16 protein-coding genes are annotated in these 17342 nt (G+C 48.7%); 6 read left to right on the top strand and 10 right to left on the bottom strand.

The features are described 5' to 3' along the window. Nucleotide 1: 1 nt before the first annotated feature. Nucleotides 2-910: a carbohydrate ABC transporter permease gene (locus SPICO_RS01275; protein ID WP_013738887.1), complete on the bottom strand. Its 909-nt coding sequence runs from the start codon at nucleotides 908-910 to the stop codon at nucleotides 2-4. Between the two features lie 109 nt (nucleotides 911-1019). Further along, on the bottom strand, nucleotides 1020-2276 hold the full coding sequence (locus SPICO_RS01270) for an ABC transporter substrate-binding protein (protein WP_013738886.1): 1257 nt from the start codon (nucleotides 2274-2276) through the stop codon (nucleotides 1020-1022). A gap of 150 nt (nucleotides 2277-2426) precedes the next feature. On the opposite strand from SPICO_RS01270, the gene SPICO_RS01265 reads away from it, so the two are divergent. Continuing rightward, the gene (locus SPICO_RS01265) at nucleotides 2427-3347 is read left to right on the top strand and encodes a helix-turn-helix domain-containing protein (protein ID WP_013738885.1); all 921 of its coding nucleotides are present in this window, start codon (nucleotides 2427-2429) and stop codon (nucleotides 3345-3347) included. 431 nt (nucleotides 3348-3778) lie between these two features. Here the strand turns inward: SPICO_RS01265 and SPICO_RS01260 are convergent, their stop codons facing one another. Genes SPICO_RS01260 through SPICO_RS01245 form a run of 4 tightly spaced genes read right to left on the bottom strand, consistent with a single transcriptional unit; the run spans nucleotide 3779 to nucleotide 5817 of the window. Further along, nucleotides 3779-4186 (bottom strand): VOC family protein, encoded by a 408-nt coding sequence (locus SPICO_RS01260; protein ID WP_013738884.1) that lies wholly within the window; start codon nucleotides 4184-4186, stop codon nucleotides 3779-3781. A 17-nt stretch (nucleotides 4187-4203) separates the two neighbouring features. Further along, a complete protein-coding gene (locus SPICO_RS10460; RefSeq protein ID WP_013738883.1) occupies nucleotides 4204-4980 on the bottom strand; it encodes a DUF5946 family protein in 777 nt (258 codons plus the stop codon). Then, nucleotides 4977-5333: a hypothetical protein gene (locus SPICO_RS01250; protein ID WP_013738882.1), complete on the bottom strand. Its 357-nt coding sequence runs from the start codon at nucleotides 5331-5333 to the stop codon at nucleotides 4977-4979. The genes SPICO_RS10460 and SPICO_RS01250 overlap by 4 nt, the downstream gene beginning before the upstream one ends. Nucleotides 5334-5343: 10 nt before the next feature. Further along, on the bottom strand, nucleotides 5344-5817 hold the full coding sequence (locus SPICO_RS01245; protein ID WP_367576181.1) for a putative immunity protein: 474 nt from the start codon (nucleotides 5815-5817) through the stop codon (nucleotides 5344-5346). Nucleotides 5818-6308: 491 nt separating this feature from the next. Here SPICO_RS01245 and SPICO_RS01240 point away from each other — a divergent pair, with 491 nt between their 5' ends. From SPICO_RS01240 to SPICO_RS01230, 3 genes are read left to right on the top strand one after another with little or no spacing between them, the layout of a single operon-like run. After that, on the top strand, nucleotides 6309-6536 hold the full coding sequence (locus SPICO_RS01240) for an AbrB/MazE/SpoVT family DNA-binding domain-containing protein (protein ID WP_013738880.1): 228 nt from the start codon (nucleotides 6309-6311) through the stop codon (nucleotides 6534-6536). After that, entirely contained in the window at nucleotides 6533-7258 is a 726-nt protein-coding gene (locus SPICO_RS01235) for an ABC transporter ATP-binding protein (RefSeq protein WP_013738879.1), read from the top strand. Before SPICO_RS01240 ends, SPICO_RS01235 begins: the two co-directional genes overlap by 4 nt. After that, entirely contained in the window at nucleotides 7255-8004 is a 750-nt protein-coding gene (locus tag SPICO_RS01230; RefSeq protein WP_013738878.1) for an ABC transporter permease, read from the top strand. The genes SPICO_RS01235 and SPICO_RS01230 overlap by 4 nt, the downstream gene beginning before the upstream one ends. 171 nt (nucleotides 8005-8175) lie before the next feature. Here SPICO_RS01230 and SPICO_RS01225 read toward each other — a convergent pair whose 3' ends face one another. From SPICO_RS01225 to SPICO_RS01210, 4 genes are all read right to left on the bottom strand, one after another. Continuing rightward, nucleotides 8176-9096, bottom strand: a complete 921-nt coding sequence (locus tag SPICO_RS01225; RefSeq protein WP_041394949.1) for a BsuBI/PstI family type II restriction endonuclease — start codon at nucleotides 9094-9096, stop codon at nucleotides 8176-8178. After that, a complete protein-coding gene (locus tag SPICO_RS01220; protein WP_013738876.1) occupies nucleotides 9029-10582 on the bottom strand; it encodes an Eco57I restriction-modification methylase domain-containing protein in 1554 nt (517 codons plus the stop codon). The genes SPICO_RS01225 and SPICO_RS01220 overlap by 68 nt, the downstream gene beginning before the upstream one ends. Beyond that, nucleotides 10579-10779 carry a helix-turn-helix domain-containing protein gene (locus tag SPICO_RS01215; RefSeq protein WP_013738875.1) on the bottom strand — a complete coding sequence of 67 codons (201 nt, stop codon included), beginning with the start codon at nucleotides 10777-10779 and terminating at the stop codon, nucleotides 10579-10581. Before SPICO_RS01215 ends, SPICO_RS01220 begins: the two co-directional genes overlap by 4 nt. 463 nt (nucleotides 10780-11242) lie before the next feature. After that, nucleotides 11243-12136: a KilA-N domain-containing protein gene (locus SPICO_RS01210; protein ID WP_013738874.1), complete on the bottom strand. Its 894-nt coding sequence runs from the start codon at nucleotides 12134-12136 to the stop codon at nucleotides 11243-11245. Between the two features lie 419 nt (nucleotides 12137-12555). Between SPICO_RS01210 and SPICO_RS01200 the strand changes: the two genes are divergently transcribed. Together SPICO_RS01200 and SPICO_RS01190 are read left to right on the top strand one after the other, a co-directional pair. Continuing rightward, entirely contained in the window at nucleotides 12556-14361 is a 1806-nt protein-coding gene (locus SPICO_RS01200; protein WP_013738873.1) for an IS1634 family transposase, read from the top strand. Between the two features lie 427 nt (nucleotides 14362-14788). Continuing rightward, a complete protein-coding gene (locus SPICO_RS01190) occupies nucleotides 14789-17326 on the top strand; it encodes a glycogen/starch/alpha-glucan phosphorylase (RefSeq protein ID WP_013738870.1) in 2538 nt (845 codons plus the stop codon). Nucleotides 17327-17342: the final 16 nt, after the last annotated feature.

Genomic DNA, 17342 nt, shown 5'->3' with positions numbered 1-17342 from the left:
CCTACATTTCGGCATCATCATTCTTCACGATGCGGTGCGTCAGGAAAAACACGATGACGACTATCAGCATCATCGTGACACCTATGGCGGCCCCGGCTCCTGAATCCCGTGCCGTCGCTGAGCTTGATGAAGATCCGAAAACCAATTCATACATGTAATTCATGGGAGCGACCGTTCCATGTGACAAGTTCACGGGACTGAACAATTGCGCCCACACGAAGAAGCCGACGGTCGAGACGGTCCACATGACAAGATTCGTCCGTATGCTGCCTTTCAGAAACGGAAAGGTCACATAAAGGAACCTTTGGACAAGGTTGGCACCTTCAATGACAGCTGCTTCATGGTAGTCCCGTGGAATCTGTTCAATTCCACTCATGAAAATCAACATATGATAACCGACCATACCGAAGCAGTATGCAATGAGCATGCTCCAGAACAACATGTCGGGACCTGTCCAGAGCGTCTGGCTCAGCCGTGTCATCCCGATAGACCCGAAAAAGCCATGGAGCAATCCGTAATCAGAATGATAAACGTAGTTGATCCACATGGTTCCCATGGCGACGGCACTGACGACATTCGGCAGGTAGATGACACTGCGGAAGAACTTGACGAATTTCATGCCGCTTGTCAGCGCGATGGCAAACACAAGGCTGAGCAGCATGGTTCCGGCTCCGCCGATGAACCATATCCTGCCGATATTCTTCATTGATTGGAGAAAGATTGGCGTGGTAAATATCTTGCGGTAGTTTCCCAGACCAGCGAATCCCCATGAAGAAACGGAATCCGTTACGCCTTCCACAAAGAAAAAACTCATGACGAACGTTCTGATCGATGGATAGAGGAACACTGCCAGGTAACAAAAAACAGCGGGAACCAGAAATACAACAATCATGGTTCTATTTTTTTTCATATGTCCCCCTTCCCGACTTGTCTCTCCCCCATACCAAGAGAAAGATGATACCATGATACCATAAGTTCCCAACCTCCGCACGGAGGCTGGGAACAGTCATGCGTTGGTATTATTTCCGCATTCCCGCTGCAAATCCTTCCGCATTGATGGAACCAGTAATCAACTTTGCAAAGTTTTCCTTGATCTTCGCGTTGATGTCAGGATTGTCTTCCATGTTTCCGGCCCATGCCATGCGCTTGGTCGTATTGTCCAATGCTTTCTTTGCTTCCGCCAACTCCAGAGGCCACTGGGATTCCGTACCCATGGGTACTCCAAGGCTTTCTGCGGCAAGTTCCGTGTCCCATTTTCCCGTAGTCAGCCAGACGATAAGCTGGAACGCTTCGGCGGGATATTTGGTATTCTTGTTTATGGCGAAGCTCTGACCGCCAAAGTTATTTGCCTCGGCGCCGTCTCCGTTCGGAGAAATGGTCGGCCAGGAGAAGGCTCCCCATCTCATGTTCGGAGCGTTGCCTTTGATTTCATTGGGAAGCCACGTACCGTTCAAGTACATCGCTACCTTTCCCTGAGCAATTTCTTCGACCTGTCCGGCAGGATATATGTTTGAAGCGGCTTTCTTGCTCATGTAGCCTTTTCTTGCCATTTCTTCCCATATCTTGCCAAATTCAAGCACTTGCGGCCCTGAAAAATCATTTTCCTTGGCCATCCGCGCAGTCTCTTCAATACCCACCAGCCTAACCATATTATAGCCGAAGAACGCCGCCATGTAAGCATCATCCACGGTAAGAGGCGTCACTCCGATGGCAACAAGTTTCTCACAGGCCGTCAGGAATTCATTCCATGTCTGCGGTACTTTGGAGATTCCCGCTTTCTCAAAAAGATCCTTGTTATACATGGTAACGAAGATGAAGGGCTGATAAGGGATATTTTTCAGCGTACCGCCCGCCAGATTGGTGGTCAGGTCAACGAGCGTCTTGCTGATGACATCACGATAGGGCTTGCCACCGGTCGTCGGATATGTCTTGGATGCAAATTCATCCAACGGCAACAGATATTTCCCCCATACATTGAGTACGCGTTCAATATCCTCGTCAAAGATATCAATGACCTCTCCTGCTTCAAGCGCAGGTTGCAATGTCTTTCGGATTTCACGCCCATTGAAGACAACTTCGACAGCAATACCGGTTTCGGCTGTAAAAGCCTCGATAGCTTCTCCAATTACGCGACCCTGGGGCTCTGCCTCATTCCACATGCTCCAATAGACTAGTTTTGGTCCTGATGCAACAGACTCTTTGCTTCCTCCGGCAAACACGGAGACCATGCACACAATCAGAATGACCGCACATGTGATGAACCTTATTCTCCTCATGAAAACCTCCTTGCAAGCTGCTTGGGTGAAAAACACGGGGTCATGCATTTTCAGCTTGATGTCTTTATTATGCGGCAGCTTTTTCGTGCCGTATTTATCTAAAAATATTCTATATTTGCCTTTTCCAACACTCTCGTATATCATACATCCATGAAAGGAACGAGCGCCAGAACCATTGATGGTTTTTTTCTCACCGAATGCGTCACAGAGATTACGGTGAGTCATATCGTAACCGTACACTATTTCATCTATCCATCAAACTTCCATTTTCCTGGAGAGTCCCATGATTTCTGGGAGTTCCTGTATGTTGACAAAGGTGAAGTCGAGTTGGTCGCCGGAGGCGTTTTCCACCAATTGCGTCAAGGCCAAATCATTTTTCACGAGCCCAATGAATTTCATACTGTTTCATGTAACAACCACACGGCTCCCAACCTTGTCGTAGTATCCTTTGTCTGCGACTCGCCTTTGATGAAGTTTTTCAGGCGCAAGACGCTCAATGTCCAGGGCATAGAAAGAGAGTTGCTCTCGACAATCGTCCAGGAGGCCGAGGAAGCGTTTGACTCCCTTCTCGAAGATCCGTATCTCAAAGGGATGCACAAACGGCCGGTCAGCCGGACAGGGTGCGAGCAGATACTCAAGCATTCATTGGAGCTGCTTCTGCTCAGGCTTTACCGTCAGACGCCATATACTCCTGTTCGTCAGTTATCTACTATCAAGGAAAAGACCACTCATCTGAGGATAGCGACGGTTCTGAATTACTTGGAGGAGCATGTCAGTAGCCGCATCACTTTGGCAGATGTCTGCAAGATTGCTTTCATGTGTCCGGCTTATCTTCAAAAATTATTCCGCGAAGAAACCGGCAGCAGCGTCATGGACTACTTCCGCAGTCTGAAAACAAAAGAAGCCAAGCGGCTGCTCCAGGATGGATGTTATAACATATCGACCATAGCAGATATGCTGGCATATACATCGATCCATCATTTTTCCAAGCAGTTCCGCCAGGTTGAGGGAATGTCCCCGACGGAATATGCAAGATCGATACATAGCAAGAATTGGAAGTCAGAAAAATGACTTCACCAAGCTGAAAGCCAAATACACAATCCTCACAGAGCACAGGGATGACCAGGTTCATGCGCGTGAGGTTATACGTATTCTCTTTGAGCTCCTGAGCGTAAAATACTTGATGTTGTTCTCATTATCGATGTGTTTTGCAGCCGAACGCCCAATATTTATCAACAATGAACCGGAACCGCAAGCCGGGTCTATAAAAACGCCGTCTTTGATACAACCGGCGTAGGCGGTTTCAGCCCTCCGCGAAGTCAGCACAGGGGCGAAAACCGCTTGATAGAAGGGCTTTCTGCGTTCACGATGTGAACGGGAGAACCTTTTTGCTTGCCTGTATTTTGTTGTCGGCGGCATTGCCGTTGCCGCCGCTGTGTTAGTTGTCAAGGTTTTTGCACTCCCTTCTGGTCGCTTCAAAGGCAAAGTTATAAGGTTCAAAATCAATCACAAATCAACTGCCAGCTTACGCCGAATTTGTCCTGCACCCATGCATACATCTTGGCGTAGAACGTCGGCTCGATTTCCATCATCACCTGACCGCCGTCCACACACAGCTCGTCATAAACGCGCCGGACTTCCTCCGGAGTGTCGAGCCTTGCCATCAACGACATAAAGTGCGTGGTCTGGAATACTTGGTCGCAGTCGGAGATGGAGAAGTTCGTGCCGCACAGTTCGATTTCGCCGTGAAGCACCCAGTCCTTTTTCATGGCATCCACAGGGTAGTCGCCCGCATTTCCGGGAGCATCCCCCCAACGCATGATACGCTTGTTTGTGCCGTGGAATACCTTCTCGTAAAAATCGATAGCTTCCGAAGCTCGCCCGTTGAACATGATGTACGGTTCTATCATTGTGGTTGCTCTCCTTGTTATTCTTGTCTTTCAGTTATTGTTACGCAGACGGTATCGCCCGCTTGTTTGCCTATCTTGGCGCGGATATCCTTGCGAAGCCCGATGATGTAGCAGACAGAACCATCAGCGTTCTTAACGCCCATATTGACGATGCTGCCGTCATAACCCACCCCGTCAAACGTTGCGTGAACCTTGACGCGTCCCTTGCCGAACTCAGCGCGGAGGTCATGCGGGAACGCTACGAACGCCCCGTCAATGCCGTCAACCTTTTGAATGACCGCTTCAAACTCATAGACGTTACGGCACTTAGCGACAGTAACAATGCTCCGTGCCCACTTAACGATATTCTTTGCCGTTGTTTCGCATTCATCAGGAACGTGGCAGTCCATAATAGTCATCCGCCAATGTTTTTGAACCAACCGCACGTCTTCAGTTTTTTTCTTGACACGCTTATTGCCATCGTACATCTCCGCATGGTGCTTGCGAATTTCGTCTACACTCAGTTTTCCGTCCAGATTGCCTTCCAAAGCACTAAGTAAGCCCTCCGCCGCTTTCTCAAAATAGGCGGCAGGGTGTTGAACAATATAACACGCTACAGTTTTGAAATGTTCCGCTTGTAATTTTGGGCATTCGGATTCCATGGCGAGAATCGCGTTAAGCGTTTCCTCACAGGTCAGCATATCATTGACCGCGCCGCATTCAAGGCAGATTGCTGCCGTTGTATCCTGAGTTTTGCCCAGCTCTGTTCGGATATCGGCAGCCGCTTCGAGCTGCTTCAATTCCTTTTTTGTCACAGGCTTTGCTCCCTTTCAATCAGCGAGAGCGCAATCTTCAATGCGGCGATACGGCGCTCCTGAAGCGTGTGCTGCGAAGTTCCAACAGCGAACTTACCGATGACATCCTCTGATCGGCGGAGCGCATCAGCCAGCACAATGCGTGATTCATCAAGCAAATCTTTGTCTATCGGCTTACCGTCCGCTCCGTTAATCAGCCAAATGGCTGTGTCTGCTGCTTTCACGATGCCCGTTGTCAGTTTGCTCTGCCAAGAGCCTTCTTTTAGCTTGCTCGATGCCTTGTCATTCTTATTGCGTAACGACAGCAAGGCGCGGTAGGCTTCTCTCAATTCGTCAGGTGAATATTCACTCATTGCTTCGCCCTCAACAGTTCCATTTGCAAACTGCCGGGTTCGGTTCGTTTTCGACCGCAACCACCCTCAATGCGGCTGTATAGTCGGCGCAGACTTCCTCCGCTATAACCTCGTACTCTGCTTCGTCTGCGTCAAGCCCCAAGCGGTCGTAGCCGACAGCAGCGGCGGCATAGAAGTACAGTCCCAGCGAGTGCGGAGCGGCGTGAATGCTTCCCGCCGACTGCCCGATTGCCCTTGCGGCGGCTTGAGCCACAGGGTTGTCGTCTAACTCGCGGGCGGCGGCGTGACATTCGTTCAGAATGATATTCTTGACATACGGCAGCTTTACCTTGCCATCGAGCCATTCACGAGCGGCGGCTATCGCATGAGCGGGACGCTCGTCGTTAGGACAGCGCTTCAAGAACAGAGGGAGAAGCTTCTGCTCGGCGTAATTAAGCGTCCAGTTCGCAACAGTTATTTTGCTCTGCGTCTCGATGAGCCTCATAAGCGCAACTGTCGAAGGCGCGTCGGCTTTGCCGTACGTTTTGCGGAGTTTCTTGCTCATAGTCAATCCTTCCATTCCACCAGTTTGTCTTATGAGGAGAATTTCCACAAGTGTTATCCTTATGGTAGCGGCCATTATGTACGCAAAAAGCCCGTAACTGCGGCACATTCGCCGTTAACATATCCGCCGAGATACTGGAGCTGGAGCCGACGACGACCATGACGTTCTTGTTGCGGGCAAGTACCGGGTTTTTCGGGCGGTTTGACATCATCAGCCGCTCAATCTGGGTGAGCAGGACGTTGTTGTCAAACACCGGGTCGATGTAGGGATGGATGTCTGTCGCCGTACCCCATGAAGCGTTTTATCAACTGTAATTTTTGTTTTATTGACGCTTTTCACAAAAAGTTACATCCATACGATTGGCAACACAAATCAGAATGAGTATACTAATGACATATATCATACTTTTCATACTTTTTTGAGGTGCAAATATGGACAATCCAAAAGGTAAATACGCGTGGACAGTCAAAGTAGGTGAAAAAGGGCAAATCGTTATTCCGAAAGAAGCTCGTGATATTTTTGAAATAAAACCCGGCGACACGTTGATTGTATTGGGCGATGAAAAGCAAGGTATAGCTATACCGCCTAAAAATACCTTTTCACAGCTTATAGCAATGATTTTTGAGGGTACTATACCACAGGAAGAGGATGAAGTATGAACGCTATCACGATTACCGACTTAACAAAAAAGTATGGCGAATTGACTGCCGTGGATAAATTGAACTTGTCTGTTGAGCAGGGCGAATTGTTCTCATTGCTCGGTGTCAACGGCGCGGGAAAAACGACTACAATAAAAATGCTGTCGTGTCTTATTAAGCCGACAAGCGGCGACGCGGCTTTGCTTGGCGAGAGTATAAATAGAAATCCGCAAGCTATTAAGCGAAACATCAACATATCGCCACAAGAAACGGCTATTGCGCCGAATCTGTCCGTCCGTGAAAACTTGGAGCTTATCGCGGGAGTTTACGGGCAGGACGGAAAGACCTCCAAGCGGAGCGCGGAGGAACTATCGAAGCGTTTCGGGCTTGAAGGTGTTTTCGGAAAGCGGTCGAAAAAACTGTCCGGTGGTATGCAACGGCGGCTCAGTATTGCAATGGCGCTTATATCCGAACCTAAAATCCTGTTTTTAGACGAGCCGACCCTCGGTCTTGACGTGCTTGCGCGGCGTGACTTATGGGCGTCCATCAAGGCGCTCAAAGGCAAGGTGACGATTATATTAACCACGCATTATATGGAGGAAGTCGAGGCTCTTTCAGATCGTATCGGCGTTATGAGCGGCGGCAAACTGCTTTCCGTGGGAACCGTCGCGGACTTGCTGGCGCAGACAAGCACAAACAAATTGGAAGACGCGTTTGTCGCCCTCGCGGGGGGTGCGGTATGAGAGCGTTGGTATTTGCGAAACGCATAACAAAGGAACTTTTACGCGACCCAATAAATCTGTTTTTCGGACTTGGTTTTCCGTTGGTGCTGTTGTTTTTGTTTGCAATCATCAATGACGCAATGCCGCCGGAGGCGAATAACCTAATGTACGCGCCGGAACAGATAACCCCTGGCGTCGCCATGTTTGGCACGATATTCATGGCGTTGTTTTCGGGTATGCTCTTGGCAAAAGACAGAACATCGTCGTTTTTAATGCGCCTGTTCACATCGCCCATGCGCTCATCGGAGTTTATTATAGGTTATACCTTGCCCATGTTGGTTTTCGCGGCGGTACAGGTGGTTATCACGTTTGTCGCGGCTTCTTTCGTCGGACTACCTTTGAGTCTCAACCTTTTGCTTGTGATACTCGTCCTCATGCCGATAACGCTGATGTTTGTCGGGATAGGGCTTTTGTGCGGCAGCTTGATGAATGATAAAGCCGTAGGCGGCCTATGCGGCGCGTTGCTTACGAATGTCGCGGGCTGGTTGTCCGGTGTATGGATTCCGCTTGATATGATTGGCGGCGTGTTCAAAGCCACGGCTGATGTTTTACCGTTTTATCATGCCGCAGAGTCAGCAAGAGCGGCAATACAAGGCGACTACGCAAGCATTTTACCGCATTTGGCGATTGTGCTTATCTATACGCTTGTGATTTACACGCTTGCGGTTATTGTGTTCAGACAAAAGATGAGCGGCGATAAGGCATAGACACTTACCCTCGCTTTTCCCATCTACAAGGCAATGTCGTATCTGCGTATGGGTGCGTCCCTCGCGTCCTTGAACGCTTCGGTACCCTTCTGTGCAAGTAGTCAGATTTGTTTTCTCGGCGAATTGTAATAATTACATATGTTAGTTCTTTTACCAAAAAATAATCTTAATTTATGACCTTGGCCCCAAAAACTTATCTCCATTCAAATGAATCATGTGATTGGGCATATCGGCAATCCAAACCTCTGTCTCCCACGCGAGTGTTTCTGAAAATTTCTTAAAAGTCTTAAAATCAAGAAATGCGGTGACATATATTTTTCCCGCTATTACGCTCTCGGTAATCTCTTCAATTTCTCTTATACGCTTCGGATCCATAGGGCCAACCGATGTAACCGATTCGATAAAGTACAGCCAATTCTTTTCTTCTGAATAAAGAACAACATCCGGCATCTTGTCATGAAGCGTGATTGCGAACCCCAATTCTTTCAATTTATCAACATTCTTCACTAAGTCTTTTTCGATGGTATCTCCCACATACAAACATTCTGAGTGTGGAGCAAACCGAGGGGCAAATTCTTCGATAATTGCCTTTTGAAGCTGATTATGCTTTCCCGGTGAAAACGTAAAATCTTCTCCATTTATCCTAACAGGCATTTTCCGCATATCACGTTTGGATGCGTATAGGTCAATAAGCGTTTCATGTGCTGAAAGAAAGTCTGTTTTTGTCTTATCCCAATTTTCTGCGCCAAAACTATGTATCAATGACAGCATTTCATCGGTTAAGCGGTAACGATAATTCGGGCTATTCGTTGCCTTCCCGTTATCTTCAATAAATGCAGCATTTCTAAAGTGATGTATTGCTTGCTTGCGAAATGTCTCTCGGCTATTTTCAGCATAAGCAATGCCGTAATTTTCTTTTGTGTACGCAATAATATCATGAATGCGAATCCATTGATTTGTCGCTGTCGACCATAAATCCGTTTCCTTGACATTTGACATTGCTAAAAGCACAAAACAACACAAGTCAGCTTGCTGTTTTGGTGGCATTCCCAATTCTTTCAATATCATCTTGGTATCTGTCATTTTGCTCATCAATAAAGCTCCTTAAAATTCGGTCGCAGATTGTTTCTGACATGTCTCGCGCCTGTATTAACACCTGCCCCATCGCTTCAATAGTGTCTACAGAAGGTACAGGCATCGAATTTATTTCTGTAGAATTAACCTGCGTTGACCCATTTAGAATCCTGTAATAGCAATCGTAAAGAGTTGAGTTAAATAACACATATAAACCATAGACGATACATTCTGACAGGTTAGATAATCCATCAATAAAATTGATTTTATTCTGTGTGCTGATTTCTGTATATTCGGAGTAATGTTTTGCCAAATAAACACCGCACTGTAATCTCCTATGTTCTTCTTTGGATGTAAACCGTTTTATAAATAGATAATTTACATTCTTCTGTAAAAGGCCCGTCTGCTCAGCGAGAATATATTCATGCTCTTTCTCAATTGGAAAAGAAACTCTGCCATCTTGAATGTGCTGTGAGTAAAATAAAGGAACAGTTCTTGGCTCTTTGGTATCCCGCAAGAGGTCTTTGTTTCTAAAGTCAACCGTTAGTCCGGTTTTCATTTTTAAACCGATGCTCGGTAAAGTATTCTCCAAACTATTAAGTTGCTCAAGTATCTCGATTTCTTGTTCATTTGTCACCAAATACACATAGCTATCTTTGCCTGAGACAACAGTGTGATATGGAACTTCAAGAGTTGTTCTATCTGAAAAATCACAGTTGCTTTGGGTTGTTGTAATCATTACTTTTTGAGGAACGTGATTTGTTTTGCGCACTTTAATAATAATCGTTTCTTGCAAAACGTTTTCTTTTTCAAAAACCTTATCTCGGCTAACAAATAAATGAATATGCTCTAATGCACCTTCGCTTAAAAACTTCTGACGAAATTTCTTGAAATAAGTTCCCGATGTCCAAGAACGAGGAATGATATACACCATTTCCCCGCTTGGAGCAAGGTTAAACATTCCCATTGAAGCAAATAAAAAGTACAGGTTGGGTGCACCGTAACACACGTCCGGCATTGCAGTCGCTTCCGGTGCATCCTTTGCAATTTTCATATACGGTGGATTTCCTATTACCATATCGTATTTCAATGGATTGGCATTAGCGCCGAGCATTTCGTTGTATTCCAACATCTGACTAATGATATAATTCTCGGTATGTAGTTCGTATGTAATTTGAATCTTTGCTTTTTGACAAACATAGTCTAAATTATCTTTCAGCAGTTCAATAACATTGGAATCATTTTCATAGCATACTAAGTGTATCTTCTGAAAATACGACATATTTTGTAGCCGATCAATTAAAGCAATAGACAATATGCCTGTTCCAGCACCGGCATCAAGTATATGTAATTCTTCTTTATTTTGAGGAATGTCAAATAACTCTGCCATAAATATAGCCGTTTCTTTACTGGTAAAAAACTGTCCATATTTTTTTCGCAGAGACTTTGGCATCTTTTCGATATATTCATTTGTCATTTTGATTGTAAAATCAAGTAGACTCATTTTTCAAGCTCCATAACATCAGAAATATCACAATCAAGAGCTTTACAGACCTTCAACATACTTTCCATTGAAACAGCCTCACCCTTGCCCATTTTAGCTAAAACATTAAAGCTGATACCCGCAGCATTTTTTAAATCCGTGCGGTTCATCTTTTTATCTATAAGCAATTTCCATAGCTTATCATAACTAACCGACATAGTGTTCCTCCACCATCGAGATAAGCATTTTACTTCCAACATATTGGATCATACTAAATAAACACCGTCAAGATAATCTCTTGTTTGCATTAGATTTTCTTTTCTGTGCGAAATGTAATTGCGCTAAAAAACGGTCTTGCTGACAGCGAATCAGCGAGACCGTTTTCAATGGATAGAACAGTGGCGATAGATTGGCAACAGGCAGCATACACCTGCAAACCATCTGCGACACAGAATAAGTGCCAAAACGCTCCTGTTATCAAACTGTTATAAAAAGGCAAAAAGAAATCCCGGAAAGCTGCTTGAATAGCGAGTTTCCGGGATGTTGTTGCCTACTCCCACTCGGCGAAATCAACTTTGTTTTTGCTGTGATTGGGTCGTTTTTAATGCATGTACTAAACTTATTTGTTTAATTTATGCCGTGCCATTCTTGCCTTCCAAATCTTTTAGTATCAAAATAGTATCAGCCATCGCTCGGTTTTTCTTCCTCGTTTGCGCCTTGCAGCAGGAGGTGGTTCGCTGATAATTCTGCGTTCAGCCTTTGCACTGCCGTGTTGTCTGCCAGAGACTTCATTTGCTCTATCGCCATTTTGTTGAGGTATTGTAACCTGTCCTTTTGTGGAAGCTGTTGCTTAATCAGCTCAGCATTCATGCTTTCAAGATTTACAAGAACAATCAGCTGATAAATCGTTGCACTGTCCCGGATATTTCCCGTAGCCTCCGGGTTTTTCTCTCGCCATTCTTTGGCGGTCATGCCGAACAGTGCCACATTGAGCATATCCGCTTCGTTCGCATACGTATAGTTGATTTGCTTGGAAGTTAGGCTGCTCGGTATCAAGTGCTCCTTGATTGCATCGGTATGAATACGATAATTTACTTTCGCCAATTGGCGCTTCGCATTCCATTCCAGCGCCAACCGGTGCCCTTCATCGGTTTTAAGCCGTTGATAGTCCTTGATGATGTAAAGCTTAAACTCCGGCGAAATCCAGGAAGCAAATTCCATTGCAATGTCAACATGCGCAAAGGTGCCGCCATACCTACCGGACTTCGACTGTATACCAATCGCATTGGTTGATTCTATCCACCTTTTGGGTGATAGGGTAAACGCATTGCGCCCCGCTTCTATTCTAAACCCCTCGAAATCGAGGTGTTTAAAACTTGGGTTATTCAACTCTTCCCACAGCCCCAAAAACTCAATCGTTTCACGATTTCGCATCCAGTTTTGTATAACAGCCGTCGGGTCATCGCTTTTATAGCGCGCTATGTCGGTGATACTGATATAATCGGACTGCGCCGCCGTCAAAACAGATATTTCAAGACCTTTTGCTTTTATGGTAGATTTTACTTGTTTCGGCATAGGCACATGCCCCCTTTGCTACATAGCATATTTTATCACAATCAGCACATCCAAACAACGCTATATGCCTTAACTTGTATTCATCCATATAGTCAAGCAACTCGGGTTATTCAAGTTAATCTGACATGCTTTTGTAGCGTGCCCGGTCACTTTCGGGGATGAATTTGATTAGGTCGCGCAGCTTCACACGCACATCTTCGTAGTCCGCAATGTCTGCCCGCTCTAAATAATCGTTATGAAGAATCTGCTCCAGCAAATACTTCCATAGTTTCGCAGTTAGATGACAGAGAAGGAGGGAAGTAACTTCTTGTGAGGGAAGTAGCAAGAAGTTTTTTTTGCACTTTCCTGAAAACATTCATCAGTTTGGCATTGTGTGGCACTGTGAGGTATGATATGATTCTCCTCAGAAGAGGTGCCCGATGTTCATCAAGATAGTCCCCGAAAACAAGAGCGGACGCAAACGCCTGGCCTATTACTCCGGCCATCGCAAAAACGGCACGGTGAAGCACTCCCTCGTGCAGTGGCTCGGCTATCTGGACGAGCTCCAGGCGCTCTACGACGACCCGGTGAGCCATTTCAAGGCCGAGGCGAGACGGCTGACGCAGGAAGAGAAGGAGCGGCAGGTGTCCCTGAGCGTCTCGACGGCCGAGCATTTCCACTTCGCCCCTGGAGAGGGGACGGACTGCACGGACCCGGAGGTGAGGGCGGACAGGATCCTCAGCTACGGCGTCCTGCCGCTGCTGAAGCTCTACCACGAGCTGGAGATCGACTATTTCTGGAACAACAGGAGGCGCTACACCAAGGCGCTCTTCAACCACAACAGCATCTTCCGGCTGCTGGTGTGTTCGCGCATCCTGGCGCCGGACAGCAAGCTGGGTACCTGGCAGGCGCGCCAGAGGCTTGCCGGGGACGTGGCCTTCAGCGCCGACGACGTGTACCGCTCCCTCGCGTTCTTCTCCCGGCACAAGGACGCCCTCATAGACCATCTGGGGCGGATGGTGGAGCGGCAGTACGGGCGGGACACGGGCCTGCTGTACTACGACGTGACCAACTATTACTGGGAGGTGGACGCCGAGGACGAGCTGAGACGGCGGGGGGTGAGCAAGGAACACCGGCCCGATCCCATCGTGCAGATGGGTCTGTTCATGGACGCCGACGGCATCCCCCTCTCCTACGGCCTGTTCCCGGGCAACACCACCGACGTGGCCACCTTCCGCCCCCTGCAGCAGACGGGCCGGACCATCTACGTGGCGGACAGGGGCATGATGAGCGGGATGAACGTGGCCTCCATCCTGCTGCGGCACAGCGGGTACGTCATCAGCTCGTCGGTGCGCACCTGCACCGCGGAGCTGCAGGCCTTCATCCTGAAGCAGGAGGGCTACGTCCATGGTGCCGCCGATGGAGATTTCAGGTACAAGAGCCGCCTGACTCCGGTCGAGCGTTGGGTGACCGATTCCGCGACGGGCGGAAAGAGGAAAGTGACGGTCAACGAGAGGCAGGTGGTGTTCTTCAGCCGCGCCTACCAGCAGAAGGCACGCCACGAGAGGATGAAGAGCATCGAGAAAGCCCAGCAGGCGGCGGGCGGGGGGCAGAACACCGTACTGAACAACCATGCGGGGAGACGGTTCCTGAAGAAGAGCATCTTCGACGGGGCCTCCGGAGAGCGCGTGGAAGCTCCTGAGTTCTCTGTCTCCCTGGATACGGAGCTGCTACAGCGGGAGGAGGCGCTGGACGGCTATTACCTTATCTGCACCAACGTGGTAGGCACCGAGGAGGGGGAGCCCCCCTTCGCTGGGCGGGCCCGTTTCCGCAGGGACAACCTCTTCGAGCTGAACCGACCAGTGGACGACGTGGACATCATCGACATGTACCGGGGCCTGTGGCGCATCGAGGAATGCTTCCGCATCACCAAGACGCACCTGGAGGCCCGTCCGGTCTATGTGCGTACCCGCGACAGCATCGAGGCTCATTTCCTCACCTGTTTCGTCTCCCTGCTGCTCCTGCGGCTTCTGGAGAAGAGGACGGGGGGAACCATGGCCGTGGGCCGGATGGTGGATTCTCTGCGCCAGGCCCTGCTGGGCGACATCGAAGGGCAATGCTTCATGAACCTGTACTGCGACCCCGTCATCCAGGACATCGGCGCAGCCCTGGACATCGACATGAGCCGGAAGTATTACGCGAAAGCCGATGTGAGGGCACTTTTCGCGGCAGTGAAGAAGATCTGATGCCACACACATGAATGTTATAGCATCTTGTCAGTAACCCCTTGCATTAGAATGAGTACGGATGTTTTTTCGCTTTTTTAACTGCGAAACTCAGGATATAGGCGTCTGCCATTTTCGTCAAGAGCTTCGGACGATGAAGCCGCGCACCGCGCCCAGTAAAATGAAATGACAGGAAAAAAGACGGGAGGATAGAAAAGTCCAACTTTTTGTCCGCACCCCTCACCCAACTAAATTCTGAATCGATTCCTTTCATGCCTGTGAATCAATCAGCTCCATGACCATCTCTGAATTTAATTTCAATTTAATTTCAACGTGAACCGGTTTAGCAGTTTCATTGAACTTTCTGGGAAGTGTCGGTATAGTGGACTGGTGAACATGTCCCGTGAGGGACGACAGCCAAGAAACCAACATGAGAAGGAGCCTCATCATGGCAGACACCCACACACGGTACGGACATACAGAAAAAGACATAGCACAGGATTTCGCCGAACATTTGAAATACAGCCAGGATGCCGACCTGTACCATACCACTGACCAGAACCGGTATACGGCACTCGCCCTGGCAATCCGCGACCGAATCATCCACCAGTGGGGCAAGAGCAGGAAGACCCAGCGCACGCAAAATGCCAGGCGCGTCTATTACCTATCCCTGGAATTTCTCATGGGACGGGCGATGACCAACAACATCATCAACCTGGGACTTGAGGATGAAACCCGCCAAGCCCTTTCCTCCCTCGGCTACGCTTACGAGGAACTGGCAGACCAAGAGCCGGACGCAGGATTGGGCAACGGCGGCCTGGGGCGACTCGCTGCCTGCTTCCTGGACTCTCTCGCCACGCTCCAGATACCGGCATACGGTTATGGCATACGATACAATTACGGAATCTTCCGCCAGCAAATCAAGGGAGGTTGGCAGGTGGAGCAACCGGATAACTGGCTGCGGGACGGCAATCCATGGGAACTTCCTCGTCCTGACATTGTTTATCCTGTGCAGTTTGGAGGAGAAGTACGGGCAATCCGTGAGGCCGGCAAGGACATCTACCGTTGGATAGGCACAGAGACGGTCAACGGCATGGCCTATGATATGCCCATTGTCGGCTACGGAGGCAATACAATCAACACCCTGCGCCTCTGGAGTGCCAAGGCCGCCAACGAATTCAATTTCAGCGAATTTAACGATGGTGATTACACCGAGGCGGTACGTTCACGCATCCAAGCGGAGACACTCAGCCAAGTCCTCTATCCCAACGACACCCGGTACTTGGGCAAGGAACTGCGCCTGAAGCAGCAATATTTCTTTGTAGCGTGTTCCCTGCGGGACATAATCAACAGATTCAAACGCCAAGGGGCATCATGGGACACTTTCCCGTCCTTCGCAGCCATTCAGATGAACGACACTCATCCCTCTTTGGCAGTCGCCGAACTCATGCGCATCCTGGTTGACCTTGAAGGCATTGAATGGGACGCAGCATGGGAAATCACCCAGGCAGCCCTTGGCTATACCAACCATACACTGATGCCCGAAGCACTGGAGAAATGGACAGTGCCAATGTTTCAGTCACTCCTTCCCCGCCATATGCAGATTGTCTATGAAATCAACTACCGCTTCCTCCAGAAGGCCGTCTCTTTCTTCCCCATGAGACCCGATTTAATCGGCAAGGTAAGCATCATCGAAGAATCAAACCCCAAGCAGGTGCGGATGGCCAATCTGGCAATCGTCGGCAGTCATTCTACCAATGGTGTCGCGGAGCTTCACTCCCAGCTGCTGAAAAGTGACATGTTCCCTGAATTCAACATCATCTTTCCTGAACGTTTCAACAACAAGACCAATGGCATCACCCAACGCCGCTGGCTCCTGGCGGCGAATCCCGCCCTGGCATCCCTTATCACCGCGGCAATCGGCGACAGGTGGATACGGGACTTCTCACGCATCAGCGACTTGGCGCCATTCGCCGAAGACGCGGGTTTCCGGGACAGGTTCGATGCCATCAAAAAACAAGCCAAAATCCATGCCGCATCGTTTCTTGCGAGCGACTGTGGAGCTACCATCAACCCAGACACTCTCTTTGATGTCCAGATCAAGAGGATACATGAATACAAAAGGCAGCTTCTCAATGCGTTGAACATCCTTGCCATCTATGTCAGGTTGAAGGATGACCCGCAATTCCGCGCCTCGTTCCAACCCACCACCTTCCTTTTTGGAGGCAAAGCGGCACCGGGTTACGTGAACGCAAAACTAATCATCAAGTTCATCAATAACATTGCCACGGTAATCCAGTCGGATTCCCAAGTGTCTCCCTTGCTTTCCGTCCTGTTCATGCCTAACTACCGGGTCACCATGGCCGAGAGCATAATTCCGGCGGCAAACATCTCGGAACAGATATCATTGGCCGGTACGGAAGCATCCGGCACGGGAAACATGAAATTCATGTGCAACGGAGCATTGACAATAGGAACGATGGACGGTGCTAACGTCGAAATTGCCGCGGAAGCGGGACGTGACAATATCTTCATCTTCGGCCATACGGAAGAAGAAATCACTTCCCTCAAAGCGACCTATTCGCCACGGGAATGGGTAGACAAGAACCCGCTGACAAGACATGTGGTGGAGTTACTTGATTCCGGCTACATCAACGTGAACGAACCGGCAATTTTCGCGCCCTTACGCCGCAGCCTGTTTGAAGAAGGCGACCGCTACATGCTTTTCGCCGACATGGGTTCCTATGTCGAGACTCATGACAAGGTGCGGACACTTTATGCGGAAAACCGCACGGAATGGAACCGCAAGGCCATCCTCAACATAGCGGCAAGTGGCAAGTTCTCATCCGACAGAACTATCATGGAGTACGCTCAGGACATCTGGAACGCCAAACCTTGTCCGGTAGAGCTGGACGATTCAGGAGATACCATATTGAAGGACGCGGGCAATCCTGTCCGCTCCTCAGGCGGCAAGAAAAAGAAATAGGATTCTTACAATTTAT

This window comes from Parasphaerochaeta coccoides DSM 17374 (assembly GCF_000208385.1).
In the GTDB taxonomy this organism is placed as follows: Bacteria; Spirochaetota; Spirochaetia; order Sphaerochaetales; family Sphaerochaetaceae; genus Parasphaerochaeta; species Parasphaerochaeta coccoides.
This window is presented reverse-complemented; position numbering and strand designations above follow the sequence as displayed.